This is a genomic window from bacterium (assembly GCA_035307765.1).
Taxonomy (GTDB): domain Bacteria; phylum Sysuimicrobiota; class Sysuimicrobiia; order Sysuimicrobiales; family Segetimicrobiaceae; genus Segetimicrobium.
In genome coordinates this window covers 56,793-78,141 of sequence record DATGHU010000006.1, presented here as the reverse complement: position 1 = coordinate 78,141, position 21,349 = coordinate 56,793, and the positions used below count along the sequence as shown (strand labels likewise).

The 21,349-nt window shown below is 67.1% G+C and carries 21 protein-coding genes and 1 pseudogene; 6 read left to right on the top strand and 16 right to left on the bottom strand.

All coding sequences use genetic code 11. The annotated features are described in order from the left end of the window. The first annotated feature begins 517 nt into the window (after positions 1–517). Entirely contained in the window at positions 518–1,531 is a 1,014-nt protein-coding gene (locus VKV57_01720; protein ID HLW58622.1) for a TIGR03619 family F420-dependent LLM class oxidoreductase, read from the top strand. A gap of 198 nt (positions 1,532–1,729) precedes the next feature. On the opposite strand, the gene VKV57_01715 is transcribed toward VKV57_01720, so the two are convergent. From VKV57_01715 to VKV57_01670, 10 genes are all read right to left on the bottom strand, one after another. After that, positions 1,730–2,689 carry an MBL fold metallo-hydrolase gene (locus VKV57_01715; GenBank protein HLW58621.1) on the bottom strand — a complete coding sequence of 320 codons (960 nt, stop codon included), beginning with the start codon at positions 2,687–2,689 and terminating at the stop codon, positions 1,730–1,732. Between the two features lie 138 nt (positions 2,690–2,827). Further along, a complete protein-coding gene (locus VKV57_01710; GenBank protein HLW58620.1) occupies positions 2,828–3,583 on the bottom strand; it encodes a glucose 1-dehydrogenase in 756 nt (251 codons plus the stop codon). 13 nt (positions 3,584–3,596) lie between these two features. Then, positions 3,597–4,580, bottom strand: coding sequence for an enoyl-CoA hydratase/isomerase family protein (locus VKV57_01705; protein ID HLW58619.1), 984 nt, complete (start codon positions 4,578–4,580; stop codon positions 3,597–3,599). Positions 4,581–4,618: 38 nt separating this feature from the next. Next, positions 4,619–5,428, bottom strand: coding sequence for an acyl-CoA dehydratase activase (locus VKV57_01700; GenBank protein ID HLW58618.1), 810 nt, complete (start codon positions 5,426–5,428; stop codon positions 4,619–4,621). Continuing rightward, a complete protein-coding gene (locus VKV57_01695; protein ID HLW58617.1) occupies positions 5,425–6,234 on the bottom strand; it encodes an acyl-CoA dehydratase activase in 810 nt (269 codons plus the stop codon). The genes VKV57_01700 and VKV57_01695 overlap by 4 nt, the downstream gene beginning before the upstream one ends. Positions 6,235–6,239: 5 nt before the next feature. Further along, a complete protein-coding gene (locus VKV57_01690; GenBank protein ID HLW58616.1) occupies positions 6,240–7,577 on the bottom strand; it encodes a 2-hydroxyacyl-CoA dehydratase family protein in 1,338 nt (445 codons plus the stop codon). Positions 7,578–7,589: 12 nt separating this feature from the next. Continuing rightward, positions 7,590–8,759, bottom strand: coding sequence for a 2-hydroxyacyl-CoA dehydratase family protein (locus tag VKV57_01685; GenBank protein HLW58615.1), 1,170 nt, complete (start codon positions 8,757–8,759; stop codon positions 7,590–7,592). A gap of 11 nt (positions 8,760–8,770) precedes the next feature. Beyond that, entirely contained in the window at positions 8,771–9,547 is a 777-nt protein-coding gene (locus VKV57_01680; GenBank protein ID HLW58614.1) for an enoyl-CoA hydratase/isomerase family protein, read from the bottom strand. After that, positions 9,517–10,125, bottom strand: a complete 609-nt coding sequence (locus tag VKV57_01675) for a TetR/AcrR family transcriptional regulator (protein ID HLW58613.1) — start codon at positions 10,123–10,125, stop codon at positions 9,517–9,519. Before VKV57_01675 ends, VKV57_01680 begins: the two co-directional genes overlap by 31 nt. Positions 10,126–10,280: 155 nt before the next feature. Then, positions 10,281–10,910 carry a LuxR C-terminal-related transcriptional regulator gene (locus VKV57_01670; GenBank protein HLW58612.1) on the bottom strand — a complete coding sequence of 210 codons (630 nt, stop codon included), beginning with the start codon at positions 10,908–10,910 and terminating at the stop codon, positions 10,281–10,283. Positions 10,911–11,114: 204 nt separating this feature from the next. Here VKV57_01670 and VKV57_01665 point away from each other — a divergent pair, with 204 nt between their 5' ends. Next, positions 11,115–11,615, top strand: a complete 501-nt coding sequence (locus VKV57_01665; GenBank protein HLW58611.1) for a hemerythrin domain-containing protein — start codon at positions 11,115–11,117, stop codon at positions 11,613–11,615. A gap of 405 nt (positions 11,616–12,020) precedes the next feature. Here VKV57_01665 and VKV57_01660 read toward each other — a convergent pair whose 3' ends face one another. Together VKV57_01660 and VKV57_01655 are read right to left on the bottom strand one after the other, a co-directional pair. Beyond that, a complete protein-coding gene (locus VKV57_01660; GenBank protein HLW58610.1) occupies positions 12,021–12,266 on the bottom strand; it encodes a cupredoxin domain-containing protein in 246 nt (81 codons plus the stop codon). A gap of 157 nt (positions 12,267–12,423) precedes the next feature. Further along, positions 12,424–13,152: a HAMP domain-containing protein gene (locus tag VKV57_01655; GenBank protein HLW58609.1), complete on the bottom strand. Its 729-nt coding sequence runs from the start codon at positions 13,150–13,152 to the stop codon at positions 12,424–12,426. A gap of 747 nt (positions 13,153–13,899) precedes the next feature. Here VKV57_01655 and VKV57_01650 point away from each other — a divergent pair. From VKV57_01650 to VKV57_01635, 4 genes and pseudogenes are all read left to right on the top strand, one after another. Then, positions 13,900–15,087 (top strand): FAD-binding oxidoreductase, encoded by a 1,188-nt coding sequence (locus tag VKV57_01650; GenBank protein HLW58608.1) that lies wholly within the window; start codon positions 13,900–13,902, stop codon positions 15,085–15,087. Between the two features lie 217 nt (positions 15,088–15,304). Further along, a complete protein-coding gene (locus tag VKV57_01645) occupies positions 15,305–15,532 on the top strand; it encodes a hypothetical protein (GenBank protein HLW58607.1) in 228 nt (75 codons plus the stop codon). Between the two features lie 80 nt (positions 15,533–15,612). Continuing rightward, complete coding sequence (locus tag VKV57_01640; protein ID HLW58606.1) at positions 15,613–16,989, top strand: cytochrome D1 domain-containing protein; 1,377 nt, start codon at positions 15,613–15,615, stop codon at positions 16,987–16,989. Positions 16,990–17,096: 107 nt separating this feature from the next. After that, positions 17,097–17,260 (top strand): annotated as a pseudogene (locus VKV57_01635) (CocE/NonD family hydrolase C-terminal non-catalytic domain-containing protein). A gap of 214 nt (positions 17,261–17,474) precedes the next feature. Here VKV57_01635 and VKV57_01630 read toward each other — a convergent pair. From VKV57_01630 to VKV57_01615, 4 genes are all read right to left on the bottom strand, one after another. After that, entirely contained in the window at positions 17,475–18,257 is a 783-nt protein-coding gene (locus VKV57_01630) for an ABC transporter permease (protein ID HLW58605.1), read from the bottom strand. A 122-nt stretch (positions 18,258–18,379) separates the two neighbouring features. Then, positions 18,380–19,309, bottom strand: a complete 930-nt coding sequence (locus VKV57_01625) for an ABC transporter permease (GenBank protein HLW58604.1) — start codon at positions 19,307–19,309, stop codon at positions 18,380–18,382. 38 nt (positions 19,310–19,347) lie between these two features. Next, entirely contained in the window at positions 19,348–20,946 is a 1,599-nt protein-coding gene (locus VKV57_01620) for an ABC transporter substrate-binding protein (protein ID HLW58603.1), read from the bottom strand. 138 nt (positions 20,947–21,084) lie between these two features. Next, entirely contained in the window at positions 21,085–21,330 is a 246-nt protein-coding gene (locus VKV57_01615; protein HLW58602.1) for a type II toxin-antitoxin system Phd/YefM family antitoxin, read from the bottom strand. Positions 21,331–21,349 lie beyond the last annotated feature (19 nt).

Sequence of the window (21,349 nt, the reverse complement as noted above, 5' to 3'; positions counted from 1 at the left end):
TGTTGGCCTCCAGAAACCGGCCGGATCAGCCCTACGCCCACCAATATTCGACGTGCTGCCCGAACTCAGACCCACGAACGGGCCGGGGTGGGGGCGGTTCGAATCGACCTTGCGATTCGGCATCGCGGAGCCCACCGAGGCCTGACGCGGGACACGCCTCAGCCTGCCAGCTGCAAACAGGCAATACGTCATTCGCACCTCGCCACACTTGGTTCGCCCCGGCAACGAATCCGACGCGCCGACCGTCGAGGTGATCCTTGGGAGCGGAAGAAATATAACGCAACCTTCAGTCCACCGGCATTTTCGTGTTCGTTGAGGGTGATCCAGCTCCCTCCTCAACCCTGTGGCCGCGCAAAAGCACGCCCCCAAGTGATCCCATGCCGCCGGGCGAGACCGCTCCTTGTCGGCTCAGCCGAAAGCACGGGCTAAGCCGTGGGGACAGCAGTAGGAGGACCGTGAGCGTCCCGGTGAAGAAAACCCGGAGAGCCCGACGCGGTGATTACGTGAGAGGTGGCGGATGACGATGCGTTTCGGCGCGGGATTTCCCGGCTGCCGGGAAGGAACGGCGTATCCGGTTGGATTTGTGCGCGTCCGAGAACTCGCCGCGTTCGCACGCCGTGCGGAGCACCTCGGCTACTACTCGATTTGGTCCAATGATCACTTGACGACCCGCCAAGGCATCCGACTGACGCAGGCTAGTACACCGAACTACTACGAACCCCTCGTCACCTATGCGAGCCTCGTGAACATCACCGATAGGCTGCGGTTTATGTTAAGTACAATCGTTCTTCCCCAGCGCGAAGCCGTGCTCCTGGCCAAGCAGGTAGCGACGCTGGATACGTTGAGCGGTGGACGCGTGATGCTCGGCGTGGGCCTGGGCTCGAACCGGGAAGAATTTGAGGCTGTCCACCCCGGGCTCAAAGGCGCGCATCGGGGGACGTGGGTCGAAGAGGGCATTCAGGGTCTTCGTCTCCTTTTCAACGCCAACCCGGCAAGCTTCAAAGGACGCTACGTGCATTTCACAGGGGTCGAATTAGCCCCCCAACCGGCGCAGAGCCCATTTCCCATCTATATCGCTGCGAATACGCCCGTTGGCCTGCAGCGCGTCGGACGTCTCGGCGATGGGTTGATCGTTGCCGGGCTTTCGCCGGAACAAACACGCCGCGCATGGGCTGAAGTGAGAGAAACTGCGGAGGCCAGTGGTCGGGATGCAAGCCTGCTCAGTCTGCACGTTCAGACGTGGTTGACATTTGGCACCAGCCAACGGGACGCAGAGAAACGGGCATTGAGTTCCCAGCATCTCCGAAGAACAGCGGTAGAGAGTCGTCGCACGGACGAGGATGTATTGGCGAACTATCGAGCGAGCAATCTACTCGGCACCCCACCTGAGATTGTGGAGCAGATCAAGAGCTTCCAAGCAATCGGTGCATCGCACCTCGGCATTGTGTTTGTTGTTGACAAGATGGACGAGCTCTTGGCAGACATGGAGGTGTTCGCGACTGAGGTGATGCAGGCGTTCGAAACACAGTAGCGCACCGTCCCGGCTAAGCCTTGGGAAGCGGTAGGTGATACCGATATCTTCGTGAGCGGAGCGGGCGCGTTTGTCCGCCCCTCACTGAACCGATCGAGGCAGGGTCGAGCCCCATCTTCGCCCCGTGAGGACACGCGGGTATGATGACGGAGGAGTGACGAGTTTCCCCCCGCGGCGCCGAGGAGGAGGCGCTCGCTGTCACCGCGCACGGTAGGCCGCTCTGGCATGCCGCCATGTGATCGCCACATCGCCCCGCTGCCGCAGGTGTTCGAGGTGAGCGAGCATCTCCACCACCGCCAGGCGGGCCTGCTGGGGAGGCAGCCCGGCGCCGAAGAGCCCCTCGGCGACCTGGTATCCGGTAAGGGCGGTTCCGTCGAGAAGCGCGCGCACGGCCCTCAAGCGCTCAGCGTGATGGGCGCGCAGACCAGCGATCCGTGCCCGGATATCGAGGATCGGCGCCCCGTGCCCCGGGTAGGCCTCTCGAACGGGCAAGTGCTCGATCGCGTCCAGCGCACTGAGAAAATCGCGAAGCGGATCGGGGCCGGAGTACGGGTACCAGCCGATGTTCGGGGTGATCCGCGGCAGGAGGTGGTCACCGACGAACAGGGTGGCCGAGGGGGGATGGAAGAGGCAGAGGTGGGCGGGCGAGTGTCCCGGGGTGAGCACGGGAACGAACTCGGCCCCGGCCAGCGCCAGCAGGCAGTTGGTGGGAATCCAGTCGACAAGCGGCAGCGGCGCCAGGGCCGCGAGCAGATCGTCGAGTTCCCGCGTGATACTGCGGAGGGCGGCCGCGGGCATCCCGTGCGCCTTATAGAATTCCGTACCACCCCCATCCGCATCCGGGCCCCAGACCCGCCCGACCAGCTCGGCCTCCCCGGGAGACGCCAGCACAGGGACCCCGTAATGCTCCTGCAAGCGGCCGGCCATCCCGATGTGGTCCGGATGATGGTGGGTCAGCACGATCGCGCCGAGCTGGCCATGGACAGCGGTAAAGACGGCCACCTCCCCCCGCAACGCCGCCCAGGCGTCGGGGCTGTAGAAGGCGGTGTCGATGAGAATCGTCCCCGCTCCGGTACCGACAAGGTACACGTTGGCCGTCTTGAGGGGAAACGGCACCGGCAACGTGACTTGATGAATGATCAGATCGGATGCAGACATACCCAGGCACTACCGGGTGAGGGCCCGGTCGCGCCATCCACGCGCCCGGGGTTACCGGTCGTGGAGGAGGCCATCGTGCCGCTGCCCCTCGCGGGCGGTCCGGCCGGGCTCCTCGACAACCAGCGGCCTCTCGCGCCCTCAGACCATGGTGAGCCCTCCACCGACGCTCAACGTCTGGCCCGTGATGAAGGACGCCCGTTCGGACGCAAGGAAGAGCACAGCGTCAGCCACCTCCTCAGCTCTGGCCAGGCGTGCCAAGGGGGTCGCTTTGATGATCGCCGAGACGAGCTTCTCGTTGCCATCCGCGATCAGCCCCTGAAGGAGCGGGGTGTCCGTCAGGCCGGGCGCAACGACGTTCACCCGGATGCCGTGGCGCGCCACCTCCCGGGCGAGCGCCTTGCTGAACGCGATCACAGCGCCTTTTGCGCCGGAGTACACCGCCTCGCCGGATGACCCCGCCCGGCCGGCCTCGGAGCTCACGTTCACGATGAGCCCGCGGCGCTGCTCAACCATGTGGGGGAGAACCGCGTGCGACGTGGCCAGGACGCCCCGAAAGTTGATCGCGATCACCCGGTCCCAGAACTCCTCCGTCGTATCGGCGAACGGGACGATGCGGTCCCATCCCGCGACGTTCGCCAGGACATCGATCCGCTCCCAGTGGGCCAGCACCTGTCGCAGCCCCTCGTCGACACTTGCCCGGCTGGTCACGTCCATCCGCACCGGGAGGCCATCTCCTCCCGCGGCGGTCACAGCGCCCGCCACGGCCTCCGCACCCTCCCCGTCCCGATCCGCAACCGCCACCCGGGCACCCTCCCCCGCGAGGGCGAGGCACACCGCCTTCCCGATCCCGCTCGCGCCGCCGGTGACGACGGCTACCTGGTCATGACGCGTCACGTTCGCACCCCCCTTACGGCGACAGCCGCTGCCCGCAGCGGCCGCAGTAGGCCATGTTGGCCGGAAGCCCCCGGGCGCCACACGAAGGGCACGTCCGGGCCGGCGGCCCCCAGATGAACTCGGCTGGCCCGCCGTCGCGCGCGTCCTCGCGCACGTCCCGATAGCTGGGCGGTCGCTTGTCGACGAACGCCGACATCCCCTCCCACGGCTCGCGGGTGGCAAAGTGCAGGCTCAGCCAGTCGCGGGCGTGGCCGACGGTCATCGACCAGGCGAAATCCTTCCAGAAGTTCGCCTGCTGGAGCGTATACCGCGTGCACTCTGGGAACTTGTCGATCAGCTTCTGGCAGAGCTCGTCGACGGCCGTGTCGAGTTGCTCGCGGGGGACCACGCGATTGACGAGTCCCCACTCCAGCGCCTGCCGGGCATCGATCGGATCGCACGTCAGCAGCATCTCGCGCGCCCGCCGATCGCCGATCATGATCGGCAACCACTGGGTCGCCCCGCCCGCGGCCACGCTGCCCACCCGCGTGCCCACCTGGCGGATCGTGATCCCTTCGACCGCCACCGCGAGATCGCAGGCCATGTTGAACTCGTTGCCGCCGCCGGCGACGATCCCATTGAGCCGGGCGATCGTCGGCTTGCCGAGGTTCCGCAGCAGGTCGTGGCATTCCACGAACACGCTCATGTACTTCCAGTAGTCGCGGGGCCGCTGGGTGTACTGCGTCGCGTACTCGGTCACGTCGCCGCCCGTGCAGAATGCCTTCTCGCCGGCGCCGGTGAGCACGAGCACCGCCACGCCGTCGTCGTACGATGCGTCGCGAAACGCCTCCCGTAGCTCGACCAGGGTCTGGGTGCGATAGGCGTTGTAGACGTGCGGTCGATTGACCGTCACGCGGGCCACCCAGCCCTGCTTCTCGTAGAGGATGTCCTGGAATTGAAAGCTCTCCGGCGCCCGCGGCTGAACCGGGGTGCCGACCGTCTCCTGGATCACGCTCATGACGCTCCCTCCCTCATGGGGCAGTTGTCCTTCCCGCTTCAGGCCGTTTGTTGTCGGGCCAGTTTGCAAAGTCGCTCGTGGGCCAGCAGCGCCGCGCCCAGGGCGCCCGCGTAAACTCCCAGGTCATCCGGCGCCACATGAAACTCGCACTTCAGAGAAGTCTCCAGGGCCCAGCGCATCAGCGGTACCCGGGTGAGGCCGCCGCTCAGCCCGTACTCGGGTTCCGGCTTCACGCGCTTGAACACCTGGCCCGCCCGCTCCGCCAACGCGACCACGGCGCCCGCGCACACGTCCTCGGCGCTGCGGCCGGCGGTCAGGTGGTTGATCACCTCCGACTCGGCGAACACCGCGCAGACGCTCGAGATCGTCGCGGGGTCGGTCGCGGCTGCGGACAAGGTGGGGATGTCGGCCGCCGCGTAGCCCAGGTAGCGCATCGTCTTTTCCAGGAACGCGCCGCTGCCCGCGGCACATTTGTCGTTGAGCCGGAACGCCTTGACGCGGCCGCGGGCGTCCAGGCGGATCGCCTTCACGGTCTGCCCGCCGATGTCCAGCAGTGTGCGGACCCCGGGGAACAGCCAGGACAGCGCGCGCGCGTGACACGTCAGCTCGGTGATCGACAGATCGCGGAACGGGGCCATGTACCGGCCGTACCCGGTCGCGGCGATGTAGCCGATCTCCGCCTGCGGGATCCGGGCCGTCTCCAGGACGTCGTGCAGCGCCCGCGCCGCCGCCTTCGCGAAGTTATACCCGCTGTGGAAGGTGACCCGCCCGAGGATCCGTCCCGCGGAATCGGCGATCACGGCCTTCGTGTGGGTGGAGCCAAGGTCGAGGCCGAGGGTCAGGCTCACAGCCCCCCCCCTGCGGCGACGCCGGCCTGTGCGGCGACGCGGTCGAGCGCGTGCAGCGCGGCGCCGACCGCGCCGCAGTAATGGGATTCCTCGCTGACGTTGACCGGGGCGCCGGTCAGCTCCTCGATGAGCTTGACCATCGCGGTGTTGCGGGCCACGCCCCCGGTGAACGTGATCTCGGGCTCCACGCCGACCCGGCGCAGCAGCGACAGGCTGCGGGAGGCGATCGCCACGTGCACGCCCATCAGCACGTCCTCGGTCTTTCGGCCCCGGGCCAGCCAGCCCAGGATCTCCGACTCGGCAAAGACCGTGCAGGTCGTCGTCATCGTGACGGGGTGCTTGGCGGTGAGCGCGAGCGGCCCAAGGTCCCCCAGCGGGATCTCGAGCGCCTGCGACGCGGCGCCCAAGAACCGCCCCGTCCCCGCCGAGCACTTATCGTTCATGCAGAAGTCCAGCACCTGCCCCGTGCCGGCCACGCTGATCGCCTTGGTGTCTTGGCCGCCGATGTCGAGCACGCTGCGCGTTTGCGGAAAGAGGTACACCGCCCCACGGGCGTGGCAGGAGATCTCGGTGACCTGCGCGTGTCCGAACTCGACCCGGAACCGGCCGTAGCCCGTCCCGATGACGCAGCCCACGTCCGCCTCTAGGACATTCGCGGCCTGGAGCGCCTGGTGGAACGCGGCGATCGCCGCGTCGGTGAGGCGGGCGCCGGTATCGACCAGCCCGCGCCCCCGCACCCGCCGCTCGCCGTCCAGGATCACGGCCTTCGTCTGAGTCGACCCGACGTCGACGCCGCCGCCGAACATCCCCCTCACCTCCCCGCCCCCGCCGCGGCCTTGCGGCCGGCGAGCGACTCAATGAACGCGTCGACGCGGTTCTTCAGCTGTGCATCCGACCAGAGCCGCGGGTCCACCAGATCGGACTGGATGAACAGACCCGGGATGTCGTTGTGCGTCCGCAGCCATTCCCGCACATCCGGGAGGCCCGTGGACGTGGTGCGGCAGGATTTCACGCCGTGGAAGCAGATGCCGTCGACCGACCACTCCTGCGCGGTTTCGGCCAGCCAGTCCTGCGCGTAGAACATCGGCGTGCTGAAGCCCCGCCAGGCGGAGAGCAGGAGCTCCTCGGCCAGGCTCTCGATCGGGTGGGCGAGGTCGTAGCCAAACCCCGGGGGGAACCCTCCGCCGGCGAAGACCATGTACGTGCTGTGCACGAAGGTCCCGCCCCACTCCTCAAACAGCTCCGCGAACCGCTTGAAGGCCGCGTAGCAGGTCGTCCCGCCGAGCATCAGCCGGAACTTCTCCGCCGGCACCGTCCCTTGCCCTCGGCGCACGCGCTCCTCGAGTTCTTCCCGGGCGGCCTCGAAGAAGCGAGGCCCCTCCGGGGAGCCGCGATAGAGGTTGGAAATCCCCTGGAACACGATGCCCTCGCGGATGGCGCTGAACGGCGCGGGGCGGGTGCGGTTGAGCGCGACCACCTCCTGGTAGCACGCGGCGAGGCGGTTCACCTCCGCCATCGCCTCGCGTAGCCTGTCGATGTCGAAGGCTTTGCCCGTCACCCGCTCGCAGAGGGCGATGAGGTCCCCCAGCTGCCGCTCGACGTAGCGGCGATCGTTCTGGAACGCCTCGCCGTCCCGGCGGAGGTCGGCGCCGGTACCCCGCCAGGCGGGCAGGTCGAGCACGAAGACCGGGCAGTGGTACAGCTGCTCCCAGATCTCGGCCCACTTGATATAGGTATTGCACATGTTCGTGGCGACGGCGAGGCCAGGCGGCGGGACTTTCCCATGGGGGTGCGTCCGCCCCTTCAGTTGCAGTCCGACGTCGGCCTTCACGTAGCCGCAGATGTCCGGCGAGTAGCCGTAGTCCTCCGCGGCCTGGATGTATGTCAGCGAGTGTCCGCGAATCGCGGTCTGCAGCGAGGTGATCTCCGGCGCGTTGAGCACCACGTCGAAAACCCGGAGGAGCTCGCAGAGCGAGCCCATCACGAAGACGTACGCCGCCGGGCGCCCGGTCTCGTCCGCGGCCGTCATCTCCTGCCACCACAGATCCATCAGCCGCCGCCCCTCGCGGCGGATGGCCCCGCCCTGGCCGGACGCGCCGGCCGGGTGATCGGTCGCCGGTCCTCGTTCCGTGGAGCCGCGAACGGCCATCGGCGTCCTCCCTCAGGCGAAGTCGAAGAGCAACGACTCGGCGAACGTCTCGACTTCCATCCGCATCTGCTCGAAGACGGTCATCTTCTCCTCGAACTCCATCACGAGGTGCGGGATCCCCGCCTCCTCCAGCGCGCGAATGTGGTTGACCTGCTCCTCGAGGCCGGGCTCGCACATCTTTGGCGCGGCGACGATCGCCGCATCGGCGCGGGCCTCCCGAATGCGGCGCACCAGCATCTGCGACTTGGGTTTCCGGGGGTCGTGCTGCACCGGGCTGTAGCTCGACCCTTCCAGGTACGCCCGGGCCAGGTCGGCGAGGGGGTCCTCGCCCGCCGGCACATCGTCGAGGTGCCAGCGCAGCCCGATCAGGAGGTCATCGTCCACGATGTAGCAGGCGTCCTGGATGACGGTGAGCATGTCCACAGGCGGCTGCTCGCAGTACCCACCTTCGAAGACCACCCGGATCTTGTCCTGGCGCTTCGCCTGGCGGTGCGGCACGAGCTCGAGGGCGCGGTGCAGCAGCGCGTTGTGGTCCTCGCGCGGCATCACGCCCCCGGCCCGGGTCAACGTGTATGCTTCCACCCCCGAGAGGAGCCAGGGAGTGTCCCGCTTCACCCGATAGACCTCGCGCAGCAGGCGTCGGTTCTCGTTGTAGAGGGCGATGCTGGCGCGCAGGCGGTCGTCCGTGATCGCCTCCCCCGTTAGCCCCTCGATGATTGTGGCGATGCGGTGGTACTCGTCCCGAGCGTACGCGGCGGCGGCGGGCGAGGTCGCGTTTTGCGGGAGGTAGAGCACCTGGGTGGTGAGGGATGGCAGGTTGCGCACCCAGACGCCGCACGCGTTCCGGGCGGCATCGCAGATCGGCGGGATCACAAACATCGAGAGGAAGTCGAGGCGGCCGGTAAGTGCGAGCTCGAGCGAACTGCGGATGATCGAGCATACGAACGCGGCGATGCGCGCGTCGGCTTTGCGAATCTGCACGCCGCTGCCGGCGCCTAGGATCTTGACCGGCAGCATGCCGGCGGCGTGGGCGATCTCCTCCGGGAAGTACACCTGGAAATGGCCCAGCACCTTGCCGCCGGGGTGAGCTTCCTGCCACCGCCGGACGGCGGGGAATTCTGGGTCCTCGACCAGCACCCGGCACTCATCGAGGAGCGCCGCCAGTTCCTGTGCCGGTGCCATCCTCTCCCTCCCTAGGCGTGCTTCCAGGCCGGCGGACGCTTTGCCATAAACGCGGCGATGCCCTCGGCCGCGTCCGTGGTCGGGAGCAGTTCGGTCCGATACAGTGCCGTGGCCTCCCGCAACGCCCGGGCCACGGCGTCCCGCCCGGGGGCCGCAACCGCGCGCTTCGCGAGCCGGACGGCCACCCCGCTGTGGGCGAGCAGGGCGGCGGCCAGCTCATCGGTGGCCCGGCCCAGGTCGACCGCGGGGACGACCCGCGCCACGAGCCCCCACCGCAGCGCCTCTTCCGCGGAGACGGGCCGGCCCGTTAGCACGAGGTCCAGCGCCCGGGCTGTGCCGACGAGCCGGGGCAGCGCGGCCGCGGCCAGCGGCGGAAGCGCGGCGAGCTTCACCTCCGGGACCCCAAACGTCGCACCCTCGGCGGCCACGACCAGGTCGCAGAGCAGCGCGAGCTCCCAGCCGCCACCGAGCGCCGGCCCCTGCACGGCAGCGATCACGACCTGATCGAGGGCCAGCATCCGCTCGGCCATCGTCTGAAACGCCGCCAGCATCGGCGCCGCGCGGTCCGGCGCGTGCGCCGCGACGTCGACTCCGACGCAGAACGCCCGCGGGCCGGCCGAGGCCAGCGTGACGACGGTGACCTCCGGGTCGCCCGCAAGCACCTCGCACGCGGCGGCGAGCTCGTGAAGCATTCCCAGCGTGAGGATGTTGAGCGGCGGCCGGTCGAGGACGAGCCGGGCCGCGCGCCCGTGCCGGGTCAGCGTGACGCGGCCGTCGTTCCCGTCCATTGGCGCTCCCCCGCCTGTGACGTCCCGTAGCCGTGGAGGAAGATCCGAGTCATGCCATCGGCCAGGCGGTCGACCCCGCCGTCGACCTCGGGGCGGTACCACATCTGCACCCAGTTGACCATGCCGAACAGGCTCATCGCCGCGAGTCGCGCCGGCACGCCGCTCGCCCCGAACCCCGCCAGGACGTCGCGGCAGACCGCGTAGTATCGGCGGCGCAGCGCGGCGATCTTGACCGCGTGGGGCCCCCGCAGGGATCCCAGTTCACGGGTGATCACCTTGATCTCGTTCATGTCTCGGAGGAAGTGGTCGAGGTGGTTGCGGATCAGCACGTGGATGCGCTCTCCGGGATCGAGGGTGTGCGCAAGCTCCTGGTCCAGTGAGTCGAGCAGCATGGAGAACCGGCGGTCGCAGATGCGGTAGAGCAGCTCTTCCTTGCTCCGCACGTAATAGTACAGTCCTGCCACGCTCATCCCGGCAGCCCGGGCGACGTCCCGGATCGACGTCCGTTCGAACCCCCGCGACGCGAACAACGCCGCCGCCGTCTTCAGGATCGCCTCGCGCCGCGCGTCATATTCCATAGGGGGCTCCCGGTCGAGCGCTCGCTTGAAAACCTTGCCCATACCGTACCCCGGCAAAGCGGCGAAGGAAATGATGCGGCTGGCTTATTTACTTAGCGCAGATGGACTACCCGCAACTGCCCGGGCGCAGAGGTTCCGGCCCAGCCGGGGGGAGGCTAGATGAGGTGACGGCGAAAGGCCAGAGCGACGGCCTCGAGGCGGCTGTGCACGCCGAGCTTCGTGAGGATATTCTGCGTATGATTGCGCACGGTCGCGGTGCTGATGAACAGCCGGCGGGCGATGGTCTGGGTCCCCTCGCCACGGGCCATCAGCCGCAGGACCTCCTGCTCGCGCCCTGTGAGGTGCCCGGCCGTAGGGTCGGGAGTCGAGGCGGCAGGCGGCGGGGGCTCCGCCCCGGCCGGCACGGCGCGAAACGCCCTCCGCGCCCCCGTCACGTCCCGGAACAGGTGGACCACGATGTTGCCGCCCCGCGTCGGGACCAGTACCGTGCTCACATTTAACCACCGCTCCGCGCCGTCCTTGCCCCGCGTGGCGATGTCGTAGGCCTGCGCGGCCTCGTCGTGACGCGCCATCGTCAACACGGAGCAGTGGGGGTGACAGAACAGGTTCCCGGGTTCATCGCGCCCCTGCATCACCTCGTGACAGGCTCGACCCAGCACCTCGGTCGCCGTATACCCGAGAATCGATTCGGCGGCGCGATTCCAGAGAATCACCCGGCAAGCCGGATCCACGGCCATGACGCCGTCGGCAGTGCGGGTGAACAGGTCGAGGAGGTCGGGGACCATCGCTGTCGCGGCGACCCGGTGCTGCCCGCTGCCCTCTCTCTCTCCCGGAGACGATCGCCCCACGATGGGCGGGCGTTCGGGATGCCGGGTGTGGAATCCTCCCCCGGTGCGTTTGTCGGAGAAAAACGATGCGAACGGCCGATTGCCTGATTCGTTCTCGGATCGTATCATGATTGTATCTGCCCTGGACCCGGAGGGACTGCCGTGACGGAGCGGCTGACGCAGCGACTCGTGGCGGAGCATCCCGGCCTGCTGGCCCGGATTCACGCGATCGCTGCCGCGCTCGCCAGTAAGACGCCGGCGTCGGCTGAAGGGGCGGCCGTGATTCGCCGCGGTCTCGCCACCCTCAAGCAGGAGTTGGACCTTCATGCCTCGCTCGAGGACGACGCCGTGTTCAGCGTGCTCGAACCTGAGCTGCTCGAACGAGGCGGGATCGCCCTCACCCCGTTCAAAGAAGAGCACGACGAAGTCCGCCGCCACCTACACGACCTCGAGCACGCCCTGGGAGCCGCGTCGACGGGCGCCGCAGCGAATCTGCCAAAAGCCGCCCAGGCGGCGCGGGACCTAGAGGGCACGTGCGAAGACCACTTTCGCAAGGAAGAGGAAGTCGTCTTCCCGATGGCCGAGGAGATCCTGACCGAGGAGGCTTGGGGGAAGGTGGACCGACTCGCCGAGGCGATCACAGCCAGCGGGTTCACCCGCTGAGCCTGGAAACATCAACTTACGCTTGCTGCCCGGATTCGCCCCACCGCCAGCTTCCACCGCAAACCTCTTGCCAGATCCCGTATCATCCCGTGCTCCTGTGCCACGTGATCACCTCCGCGTCTGTCGACCAACTTCCCCACAGCAATCTCGAGTCAGGGCAAAATCCGGGGCAATCCTACCTCGCCGCCGCGCTTTCCTCCATCTCTCTATCCGCCGGACGCTCGTTCGCGCCCACCTCTCCCCAGTAGCACGTATCGCAAAACCGCAGCACGATCCCACGTCGCTCGAGTTCGTAATGGACCGACTTCAGGCCGCACTTGTCACACGCGGAGCATCCGTCCATGGCTTTGCGCCTCCTCCTGGATGTGATGCGGGCGCCTTTTCCAACGGACCCGCGCCACTCCCCTACCGCCGAGCGGTCACGATGATCTGCCCAAACATCATCGCGTGGGACAGACCACAGTATGTGGTGCAGTGGTAGTAATAGGTCCCCGGTGTCGCCGGCGTAAATGTGACGTACTCGGTCTTCCCCGGAATGAGCTCGGTAATCTTCACGGGGAGACCGTCGATGGCGAACCCGTGCACGACGTCCTCGGAGGTGATCTTGAGCCGAACCGGGACACCCGCCTTGGCATAGATGGTCTTGGGCACGGCGCGTCGGGGTGGCCGCTCGGACAATCGGAGCAGGTCAGGAACTCGGTACACATGACCCCCCGCGCTTCCTCGCTGGTCCACCCGAGCAGACGCTCGGCCGCGGGGTTCAGGGACAGAACATGCCGATCCAGACTGAGGGTGAGCAGCCCGTCGCTCAGCAGATCGACCGTGGACGCCAGATTGCGCTCCGCCCGCCTGGCCAGGGCAAACAGGCCGGCATTCTCCGCGGCCATCGCCGAGATCTCTCGGGTCCGGTCGGCGACGCGGTCCTCCAGCTGACGGTTCCACGTCGCGATTTCCTCCCGCGACGCCTTGAGGGCGGTCCGCATCGTCTCAAAGGTCCGGGCGAGTGTGCCGACTTCATCTTTGCGGTCACGCGCACTGGGTGGTCGAGGTTGCCGTCGGCGATCCGCTCCGCCGCATCGCGGAGGCGCGTGAGTGGCTGGATGACGCTCCGCACGTCCAAGAAGGCCAGCAGCGACATCCCGGTGACGATCACGAACCCGAACAACAGCATCCGGCGCTGGAGCTCATGCGGCAGCGTGAGTACAACATCTCTCGGCTGTTCGACGTTCACGCCCCATCCCGGGTAGCCCGGCAGCGGCGTGTACGCCACGTAGTGGGGATGCGAGACGACATTGTGCGGCACGATGCCGGCGTGACTCTGCACGATGAGGGAGGCAACGACCGGCATATGCTCGGTGAGCCGGCCGAGTGCGGTCGGATCCGAGGAAATCAGCACCATACCCCGGTCATCGACCACCTCGAAGTCCAGCGGCACGCCGCCGCTCCCGCGTAGAGTGTTGAGGAACTCCCCCTGCGCGAAGTTCACCGCCCCCACAAGCCAGTGGTCCATCCCCGGGACGAACAGCACGAATGCCATCAGATGTGCGCCGGGGAGAGCAGCGAGAGGAGGCAAAAGACGCGGTTGGTCCTCGGACCCGCATGCAGAGGAAGAGGAAATGCGAAAACGCTGCTCGCGAACGACGATGGCCTCGACCAGGCGACCGCCCCGCTAGGGGTGAGGAGCGCGAGTCCTGAAAATCGCCGTGCCTCGCCGGCCTCCCCGAGAACCATCATCCGTCGGGCGGGCGGCGTCCTGGAGAGCTCCCAGCTTAGGTCCTCGAGATCCCGCCGATCTCCCGAGAGCCCCTCCGCAATTCTCACGGCCACGATCTCGGCAACCTGCTGGCGATGCGAAGCACGGTGGCGGTGCTTTCGCGAATCGCCCAGCTCACCATGTACCCGAACGCGGCGAGCATGATCGTGGTCGCGAGGGCCACGCCGAGCGTGATCCTGGCCTGGAGGCTGGGGAGACGTTGCGGACGCCGGGGGCCCGACCCTGCCGGTTGTCCCCTCCGGCGAGACCACCATGCCCGCAGATCCGCACCCACGCCATCTTAAGCTTAAGTCTAACCCTGGGACCTCAAGATGGATCGGGCGCGGATAGGATCCTCGAATCAGGCGGATAGAGGAGAGGCGGTCCCCCGCCGGCAGTTGCAGGCCGCTGCCCTGCCGCGGATCCCCACAGCCCGGGCCGTTGCCGCGCTCCGCGAATACTCTTCGCGCCGGATGGTTTCGCCCGGCGCCATCGCGTAGACTTGCCCCCAAACGACAGCGGAGGGCACCCATGAACAACGAAGCGGAGGTCGTGGTCATCGGCGGAGGCGTCCACGGCGCAAGCGTCGCCTACCACCTCGCCAGGGCCGGCAGGCAGGTCGTCCTGGTCGAGAAGGGGGCGATCGGGTCAGGATCCTCGGGCGCCTCGGGAGGCATCATTCGCTCCCATTACTCGACTGAGCCGATGGTCCGGCTGGCGCACCGGGCGGCGCAGCTCTGGCCCCGCCTGGAGGACGAACTCGGCCATCCCGTGGATTACGTTCGCAATGGCTTGATCGTCGCGGTATCGAAGGCCGATGCCGAGGGGATGACTCGGTTCGTACGGATGCAGCAGCGCATCGGGGTCGAGACGGAGATCATCCAGCCGGAGGCGATCTCTCGCTTCATCCCGGAATTCGAGCCGGACGGGCTCGCCCTCGCTGCCTACGAGGCTCAGGCCGGCTACGCCGATCCCTACTCCACCGCCGTCGCCTTCGCCAGGAAGGCCCAGGAGGTCGGCGCGCAGGTCTGCACGCAGACGACGGTGACCGCCATCGCCGCCAACGGTCCGGGGGGCCGACGGGTGGTCACGGACCAGGGCTCGATCCGCACGCCCTTGATCGTCAACTGCGCGGGGGCGTGGGCCCCTCGGATCGCCGCGATGCTGGGGGTGGAACTGCCGGTGAGCCCTGGGTACCTGCAGATGGTGGCCTTTCATCCGCACTACCCGCACTGGGGCCAGAACAGCCCCACCTGGCTTGACCTGTGTACTATGACCTACTGTCGCCCCGACGCCGCAGGCTTGATGCTGGCCGGGGGCGGCCTATCCGAGAACACGGTGCTGGAGGGGGACGCCATCGATCCGGACGATTATCCGTCTCGCCCGACGATGATGTTCGAAGCGGAGATCCACGATAACTTGATCCGCCGATGCCCGTGGGGGGAGCGGATGTCCAGGGTCCGCTCCTGGTCGGGCCCGGATGGCAACAGCCCAGACTTTCATCTCCTTTTCGGCCCCGTCCCCGGCGTGGATGGGTACCTCCAGATCGTGGGGGGCAGTGGAAACTCGTTCAAGCTCGCCCCGGCCACCGGCGAAGCGATCGCCGAGTACGTGACCACGGGAGGGTGTACGCACCTCGATCTCCAGGCCTTCAGCATCACGCGCTTTGAGGAGAACCGACCCTTCCGCGGCGGATACCAGATGCACATCATCGGTTAGCAGGGAGGGCAGCCCGGGCCTTCACCTTTTGCCGGGAGTCCGGCCGATCACCGCCTCGCGCCTTCCCCCTGTTGGGATGATCAGATCCTTTCCGAGCTCGCTTTACGAACTTGTGACGGCAATTTTCCCTCCGGTGCAATCCGCGCTGTCTCACCAGGTGTATTAGCCAGTGAACGATCGCACGGAGCGATCAAATCGAGCAAAGGGAGTGAGAGCGATGAAGAAGATGCTCGTCATGCTCGTCCTGGGGGCGTCCGCCGCACTGCCCGGCAGCGCGTTTGCCGCCACAGCTGACGATAACCACTCCGATTCGAACGCCTGGCAGGCCCCACAGATGGCCGCGCAGTTCGAGCCCGCCGGCCTCGGCACCGTGGCGGGCCCGGGGCAGACCTCGCCCACCTTCGGGCCGTACGATCAACAGCGGCTTGACAATTTCGGTCAGTAAGAGCCCATGAGGCGCGCCGGCCGACTGCGGATGCTGGAGGGCGGCGCGCCTCGGGCTCGGATGCGGGAGGAGGATGGTATATGAGAAACGGGGTAAGCCCATTCCGTACGGGGCTTCTACGTGTACGCGCGGGCGGCGCGTCGGCCCTGATGGCCGCGCTGGTGGTCGGGGGCCTCATCTGGGGGGGCATGTCCGGCCCGTCCCCCTCGGCGGTGGCCGCCACCGCACCAAAGGCATACATCGGGCTGTACGGCAGCAGCTCAGTCGCCGTGCTCGATACGGCCACGGGACGCGTCCTTCGGACGATCAAAGTCCCAGCCGGACCCGAGGCGGTCATCGTCACCCCCAACGGGCGGCGGGTCTACGTCTCGGGCGAGGATGCGACCGAGCTCAGCGTGATCGACACCGCAACGGACACGGTGATCAGGACGCTCGATCTCGGGAGGTCGCCGCAGGGCATGGCCCTGTCGCGCGATACGAAGACGCTGCTGGTATCGATGTTCGACATTGGCCAGCTGGACGTGATCGATACCGCGACCCTGAAGGTTGTCGCCCAGGTCCCCGTGGGCAAGCCGCACGGCGTCGCGCTCTCCCCCGATGGGCGTACTGCCTACGTCGGCTCCCAAGACCGCCCGAACCACAACGCGATCGTCGTCGTTGACATCCCGGGACGGCGTGTCTCCGCGCGATTGCCCCTGGACCAGACGCCGCGCGGGCTGACCCTCAGCCCCAACGGCAAGTCCATGTACTTCACCGAGGCCAACAGCGCCGAGGTCAAGGTCTTGGACACCGCGACCAACAAGGTGACAGCAACGATCACCGTCGGCCCAATCCCACATCAGATCGCATTCACGCCGGACCATAAGTACGCCTTGGCCGTCGTGCAGGCCACCGGCCAGCTGGCGATTATCGATGCCGCCTCGCATCAGATCGTCAAAGACGTCGCGGTCGGCAAGTTCCCGCACTGGGTGGCGCTGACGTCGGACGGTGCGTTAGCGTACGTCACCAACGAGGGCGACAACACCGCCTCAGTCGTGGACATGGCAAAACAGCAGGTCGTGGCGACGATCCTCGTCGGCGACGGACCACGGAAGATCGCGCTGCAGCGGGGCGCGGGGGCGATGAGCGAGTATCTGCCGCCCTCGACGCCCCAGGCTCGCCAGGGGTTCGCGGCTCGGCCGCCACAGCCCGTCGCAGCCGGGGCAGGCGGCGTCCAGATCCGCATGGCGACGTTCGCCTTCGGCCCGGCCACGGTCACCGTCCGGGCAGGTCAGCGGGTGACGTGGATCGACGGTGATCCGGTGCCGCACACCGCGACGGCGAAAGACGGGCGGTGGGACTCCGGCCAGGTGGTGCCGGGAGGAAGTTTCACCGTGACGATGACCAAGCCGGGGACCTACGAGTACTTCTGCGGCGACCACCCGTTCATGCAGGCGAAGGTGATCGTGACAAAGTAGGAGTTCGCGGGAGCGGGGAACGGTGGCCTCAGAGGAAACCGCCCCACCATGGTGGCGTCGCTTCCTCCTAGCCGTCACCCCGCTCCTGTAGTTCACCCTCGAGCCGATTATCAAACCAGCGGTTCGCGGCGACGCGGCCGGATGTGCTCGTGTACGTGGCGGAGCCGGTCGACGAGGATCTCACGCTGGCCGGTCCTGTTTCGCGGAAGCTATTCGTTTCGACGACCGGGACCGACTCGGATGGGTGGTGAAATTGATCGATGTCTATCCGCCGGGCCGAAGTACTCCGGCGGCAACAAGTGGCGCGGAGGCCCTGACGGACATACTCACACCCTCGCGGGACAACAAGAAGCGGCCGCGATAGCCTTCGAACACCATCTGCTGAGGAAGTGCGCCCGGAGATTAGAATGCAGGTCACCAACGTGCGGCTGTAAGGTACTCACCCCGAGCCTCCGGGGATCGTCGGGGCGCGATCCGGCGAGCGATCACAGCACATGAGGGTCGAGGCGGTCCCGGACCGCGTCGCCGAGCAGGTTCGCGCCGAGCACCGTGACCATGATCGCAAGGCCTGGAAACGTCGCCAGCCACCACCCGGTCGCCAGGTAGGCACGCCCGTCGGCGAGCATGTTACCCCAGCTGGGCGTGGGCGGCTGAACGCCGAGACCCAGGAACGACAGCGCTGCCTCGTAGACGATCATCAGGCCGATCTCCAGCGTGCCGACGACGACGACGGACGGGAGAACCTCAGGCAGCACGTGCCGCAGCATCACGCGAAGGTCCGTCCCGCCGAGGGCACGGGCCGCTTCAACGAATTCCCGCGACCGGCCGGCGAGGGTCTGCGCGAACGCGACCCGCGCGTACCGCGGCCACCGGGTGAGCCCCAGGACGAGCACCGTGTGCTCGAGGCCGGGGCCGAGGGCGGCCACGACCGCGATGGCGAGCAATAAGAAGGGGATGGACAGGACGAGATCCACAAACCGCATCAACACCGCGCCTATCCAGCCGCGATAATATCCGGCCGTGAGCCCCATGAACACGCCGAGCGCGCCGGAGCACGCCACGGCGAGGCTTGCCACCGCAAGCGAGGCGCGGGCCCCATAGATCAGCCGGCTGAGGGCGTCGCGGCCCAATCCGTCCGTCCCGAGCCAGAACACCTCACCGTGGGGCCCGCGCGTCCCGGGCGGGAGCAGGCGATCGGCAAGGTTCTGGGTCAAGGGGTTTCGGGGCGCCATGCTCGGCGCCGCCAGCGCCGCCAGGGCGACAATCATGAGGATCCCGATCCCGGCATTGCCGGTGAGCGGCAGCCTTCTGCGCCGACGTCGGACAGTCTCGCCGCCGGTGTCGAACGCGGGTCTTGCCGCGGATGCGGCAGGCACGGTCGGTGACCCGGCTACGGTGGCGTCCCGGCGAGCGCGATCCGCGGGTCCAAGAGACCGTAGAGCACGTCGGTGACCAGGTTGGTGAGGACGAAGATCGCCGTGCCCACGATCACGACGGTCTGCACGATGGTGTAGTCGCGGGCCTGGATCGCCTCGACCGCCAGCCTGCCGATTCCCGGCCAGGCGAAGATGGTCTCTGTGATCACGGCCCCGCCGAGCAGATTGGCGATGTCGAGGGCCGCGATCGTCAGGATGGGGATCGCCGCATTGCGCAGCACGTGCGCGATGACCACGCGGCGGGGCGATACTCCCTTCGCATGCGCGGTCCGCACGTAGTCACGGCCCGCTTCCTCCAGCACGGCCGACCGGCTCATGCGCGCTATCGTGGCGAGGGACAACCACGCGAGGGTGATGGACGGGAGGACTAATGTCTGCGGAGTTCCGGACCCTGAAGAGGGCAAGAGGTGCCACCGCACGCTGACGATCAGGATGAGGAGCAGGCCGGTCCAAAACGACGGCATCGCCTGGCCGATGAGGATGAACGGCAGAGCGAGGCGGTCGAACGGTCCGCCGCGGCGAGTGCCCGCAGCCACGCCGAGGGGGAGGCCGACGGCAAGGGCGAGCCCAAAGGCCGCCGCGGTGAGCTCGATGGTGTATGGAAGACGCTGGAGCACCAGCGGCAGCGCCGGCGCATCCTGCACGTAGGAGGTCCCAAGGTCTCCACGCGCCAGATCGGCAAGAAACCGGAGGTACTGCACATAGAGGGGCAGGTCGAGTCCAAGGGTGTGCCGCATCTGGGCGATGACGTCTGCCGGCGTGCCCTGAGGGACCATCAGCGCCACCGGATCGCCCGAGAACCGGACGAGGACGAAGACGATCGTGGAAGCCCCCCACAGGACGGCAACCGCCTGCACCAATCGACCGGCCAGGAACCGTCCCAATGGTCTCGCTCGCCCGACTTCCCGCGCTACCCTTCAGTCTAACGCCCGAGTGACATATCGGCGACAAAGAGCTGCTCGTCCACCGTCGGATGCCAGTGAAGGCTCCGGTCCGCCCCGTAGAGCGCCACAACCTCCCACAGCGGCACAGCGGGGACATCCCGCTGGAGAACGTTCAGCGCGGTCGAATAGTCGGCTTTTCTCGCCGCCGCATCGAGCGTCGAACGCCCGTCATCGACCGCCTTGTCGAAGGCGGGATCGCTGTAGCTCGACCAGATGCTCCCGGTGTGAAACAGCGGATAGATGACCCCGTCAGCGTCCAGGCAAGAACACGACCACTGACCGTAGCGCAGATCCCCCCAATCGTGTTGCGGAGACTGGATTTTCTGCAGATAGGTCCCGAAGTCATACGACTGTGTCTTCACGGTCACGCCGGCCTGCTCGAGTTGCCCCTGGATCGCTTGGATGATGCGCTGGTCGTAGGTCGGGGAGGTGGTAAACACGAGCGTCAGCCCGCTCGAATGACCGCTCTCGGCGAGCATTTGCTTCACCTTCGCGAGATCGTGAGGGTAGCCCGGGATCTTCGGATCGTAGCCAAAGTGGCGGGACGTCAGGAGCGCGGTAACCGATCGGGCATAACCCGCGAGCAGGATCCGGATCAGCGAGGGGGTATCCACCGCGTCCGCGATCGCTTCCCGCACGCGCACGTCCCGCAGCGGGCTCGGCCCGAGCGTGTTGAACGCCAGATACGCGACGCGCTCGGTCGCCCCCCCAAGCAGCTGGAGCTTGGGGTCGCTCTTGATCGTCTTCACGTCATCAGAGGTGAGGCCGAGGGCGAGCTGAACACGTCCGGACTGCAGGTCGGCGACCCGGGTCGCTGTCTCAGGCACCGTTCGAAACGTGACCTCGTCGATCCGCGGCCGGCCTTTCCAGTAGCCCGGGACCGCTTGCAACGTCACGTGGTCGCCGCGGAGCCAGGCGCCGAACCGGTATGGACCGCTCCCCATCGGATGCGCGTTGATGTACGGTTGATCATGGGCCGCCGCGTACGCCTTGGAGACGATGCTGAGGTTCACAAGTTGGGCGAGCAGGACAGGGTAGGGCCGCGACGTGGTAATGGTGAGCGTATCGGGTCCCGTAGCCTTGACGCTGGTGATCGCATTAAAGTTAGCATACTGAGGACTGTTGAACTGCCGGTCAAGAATGCGCTCGAGGGTCGCCTCCACATCGGCCGCCACCAGTGACGTGCCGTCATGAAACTTGACGTCTTTGCGGATGGTGAAGTGCCATTCGGTCGGGGTGACGGCCTTCCACGCCGTGGCGACATAGGGCTCGATGGCGCTCGTTTGCGGATTGCGGTGAAGGAAGTTGTCGTAGATGTTTCGGTAGACGTCATAACTGTTGGTATCATACTGACGGCCGGGGTCGAGCGTCGCCGGATCCCCCTGGAGATCGATCGTCAAGGCGGTTGCCCCGGTGGCCATGGTTGGTCCGGCGGCGGCCACCGCCAGTGCGAGTGCAAACGCGGTCAGGGTCCGCATTGACATCACGAACAGCCCCCCGTCGAACCGGTAGTGTTGCCCGGGACGTTTCGTGAGGGCGCTCACGACTTCCTTGCGGACACACGGCACGACGATCACGCGTGTACTGACCGCGACCGAGGGGGCACCTCAGTTGAGACGGTACCCGTGGCGGCCAACCAGGAGCGCTCGGACCGGTCCCTCCGAGGTTAACGGAGAGGTGATAGATGCGATTTTCAAGGGATCTGTGGAGTCGTGCTAAAGATCTGCCTCTTCGAACTTGACGCCCCTTCCAGCAACGATACTGCGGCGCGCACGGGCGATCCGCTGAAAAAAGCGCGGATCGTGCTCGAGTCGATACTCAAACCAATCATCCTCGGAAGAGAACCCGATGAGCACCCCGGCAGGCTTTCCATGCCGCGTGATCACGATCTCCTCCTTCTCCGCATCACGAAGATACCTGGAGAGATCGTCTTTAGCTTCGTGAAGAGGGACCCTTCTCATTTTCCCATGAGGTCCATGG

Excerpts from the sequence above, each read along its gene's own strand:
- VKV57_01720 (HLW58622.1), top strand. The coding sequence starts at position 518 with ATGACGATGCGTTTCGGCGCGGGATTTCCCGGCTGCCGGGAAGGAACG.
- VKV57_01715 (HLW58621.1), bottom strand. The coding sequence starts at position 2,689 with ATGTCTGCATCCGATCTGATCATTCATCAAGTCACGTTGCCGGTGCCG.
- VKV57_01705 (HLW58619.1), bottom strand. The coding sequence starts at position 4,580 with ATGAGCGTGATCCAGGAGACGGTCGGCACCCCGGTTCAGCCGCGGGCG.
- VKV57_01695 (HLW58617.1), bottom strand. The coding sequence starts at position 6,234 with ATGTTCGGCGGCGGCGTCGACGTCGGGTCGACTCAGACGAAGGCCGTG.
- VKV57_01690 (HLW58616.1), bottom strand. The coding sequence starts at position 7,577 with ATGGCCGTTCGCGGCTCCACGGAACGAGGACCGGCGACCGATCACCCG.
- VKV57_01685 (HLW58615.1), bottom strand. The coding sequence starts at position 8,759 with ATGGCACCGGCACAGGAACTGGCGGCGCTCCTCGATGAGTGCCGGGTG.
- VKV57_01680 (HLW58614.1), bottom strand. The coding sequence starts at position 9,547 with ATGGACGGGAACGACGGCCGCGTCACGCTGACCCGGCACGGGCGCGCG.
- VKV57_01675 (HLW58613.1), bottom strand. The coding sequence starts at position 10,125 with ATGGAATATGACGCGCGGCGCGAGGCGATCCTGAAGACGGCGGCGGCG.
- VKV57_01670 (HLW58612.1), bottom strand. The coding sequence starts at position 10,910 with ATGGTCCCCGACCTCCTCGACCTGTTCACCCGCACTGCCGACGGCGTC.
- VKV57_01655 (HLW58609.1), bottom strand. The coding sequence starts at position 13,152 with ATGGCATTCGTGCTGTTCGTCCCGGGGATGGACCACTGGCTTGTGGGG.
- VKV57_01650 (HLW58608.1), top strand. The coding sequence starts at position 13,900 with ATGAACAACGAAGCGGAGGTCGTGGTCATCGGCGGAGGCGTCCACGGC.
- VKV57_01645 (HLW58607.1), top strand. The coding sequence starts at position 15,305 with ATGAAGAAGATGCTCGTCATGCTCGTCCTGGGGGCGTCCGCCGCACTG.
- VKV57_01640 (HLW58606.1), top strand. The coding sequence starts at position 15,613 with ATGAGAAACGGGGTAAGCCCATTCCGTACGGGGCTTCTACGTGTACGC.
- VKV57_01630 (HLW58605.1), bottom strand. The coding sequence starts at position 18,257 with ATGATTGTCGCCCTGGCGGCGCTGGCGGCGCCGAGCATGGCGCCCCGA.
- VKV57_01615 (HLW58602.1), bottom strand. The coding sequence starts at position 21,330 with ATGAGAAGGGTCCCTCTTCACGAAGCTAAAGACGATCTCTCCAGGTAT.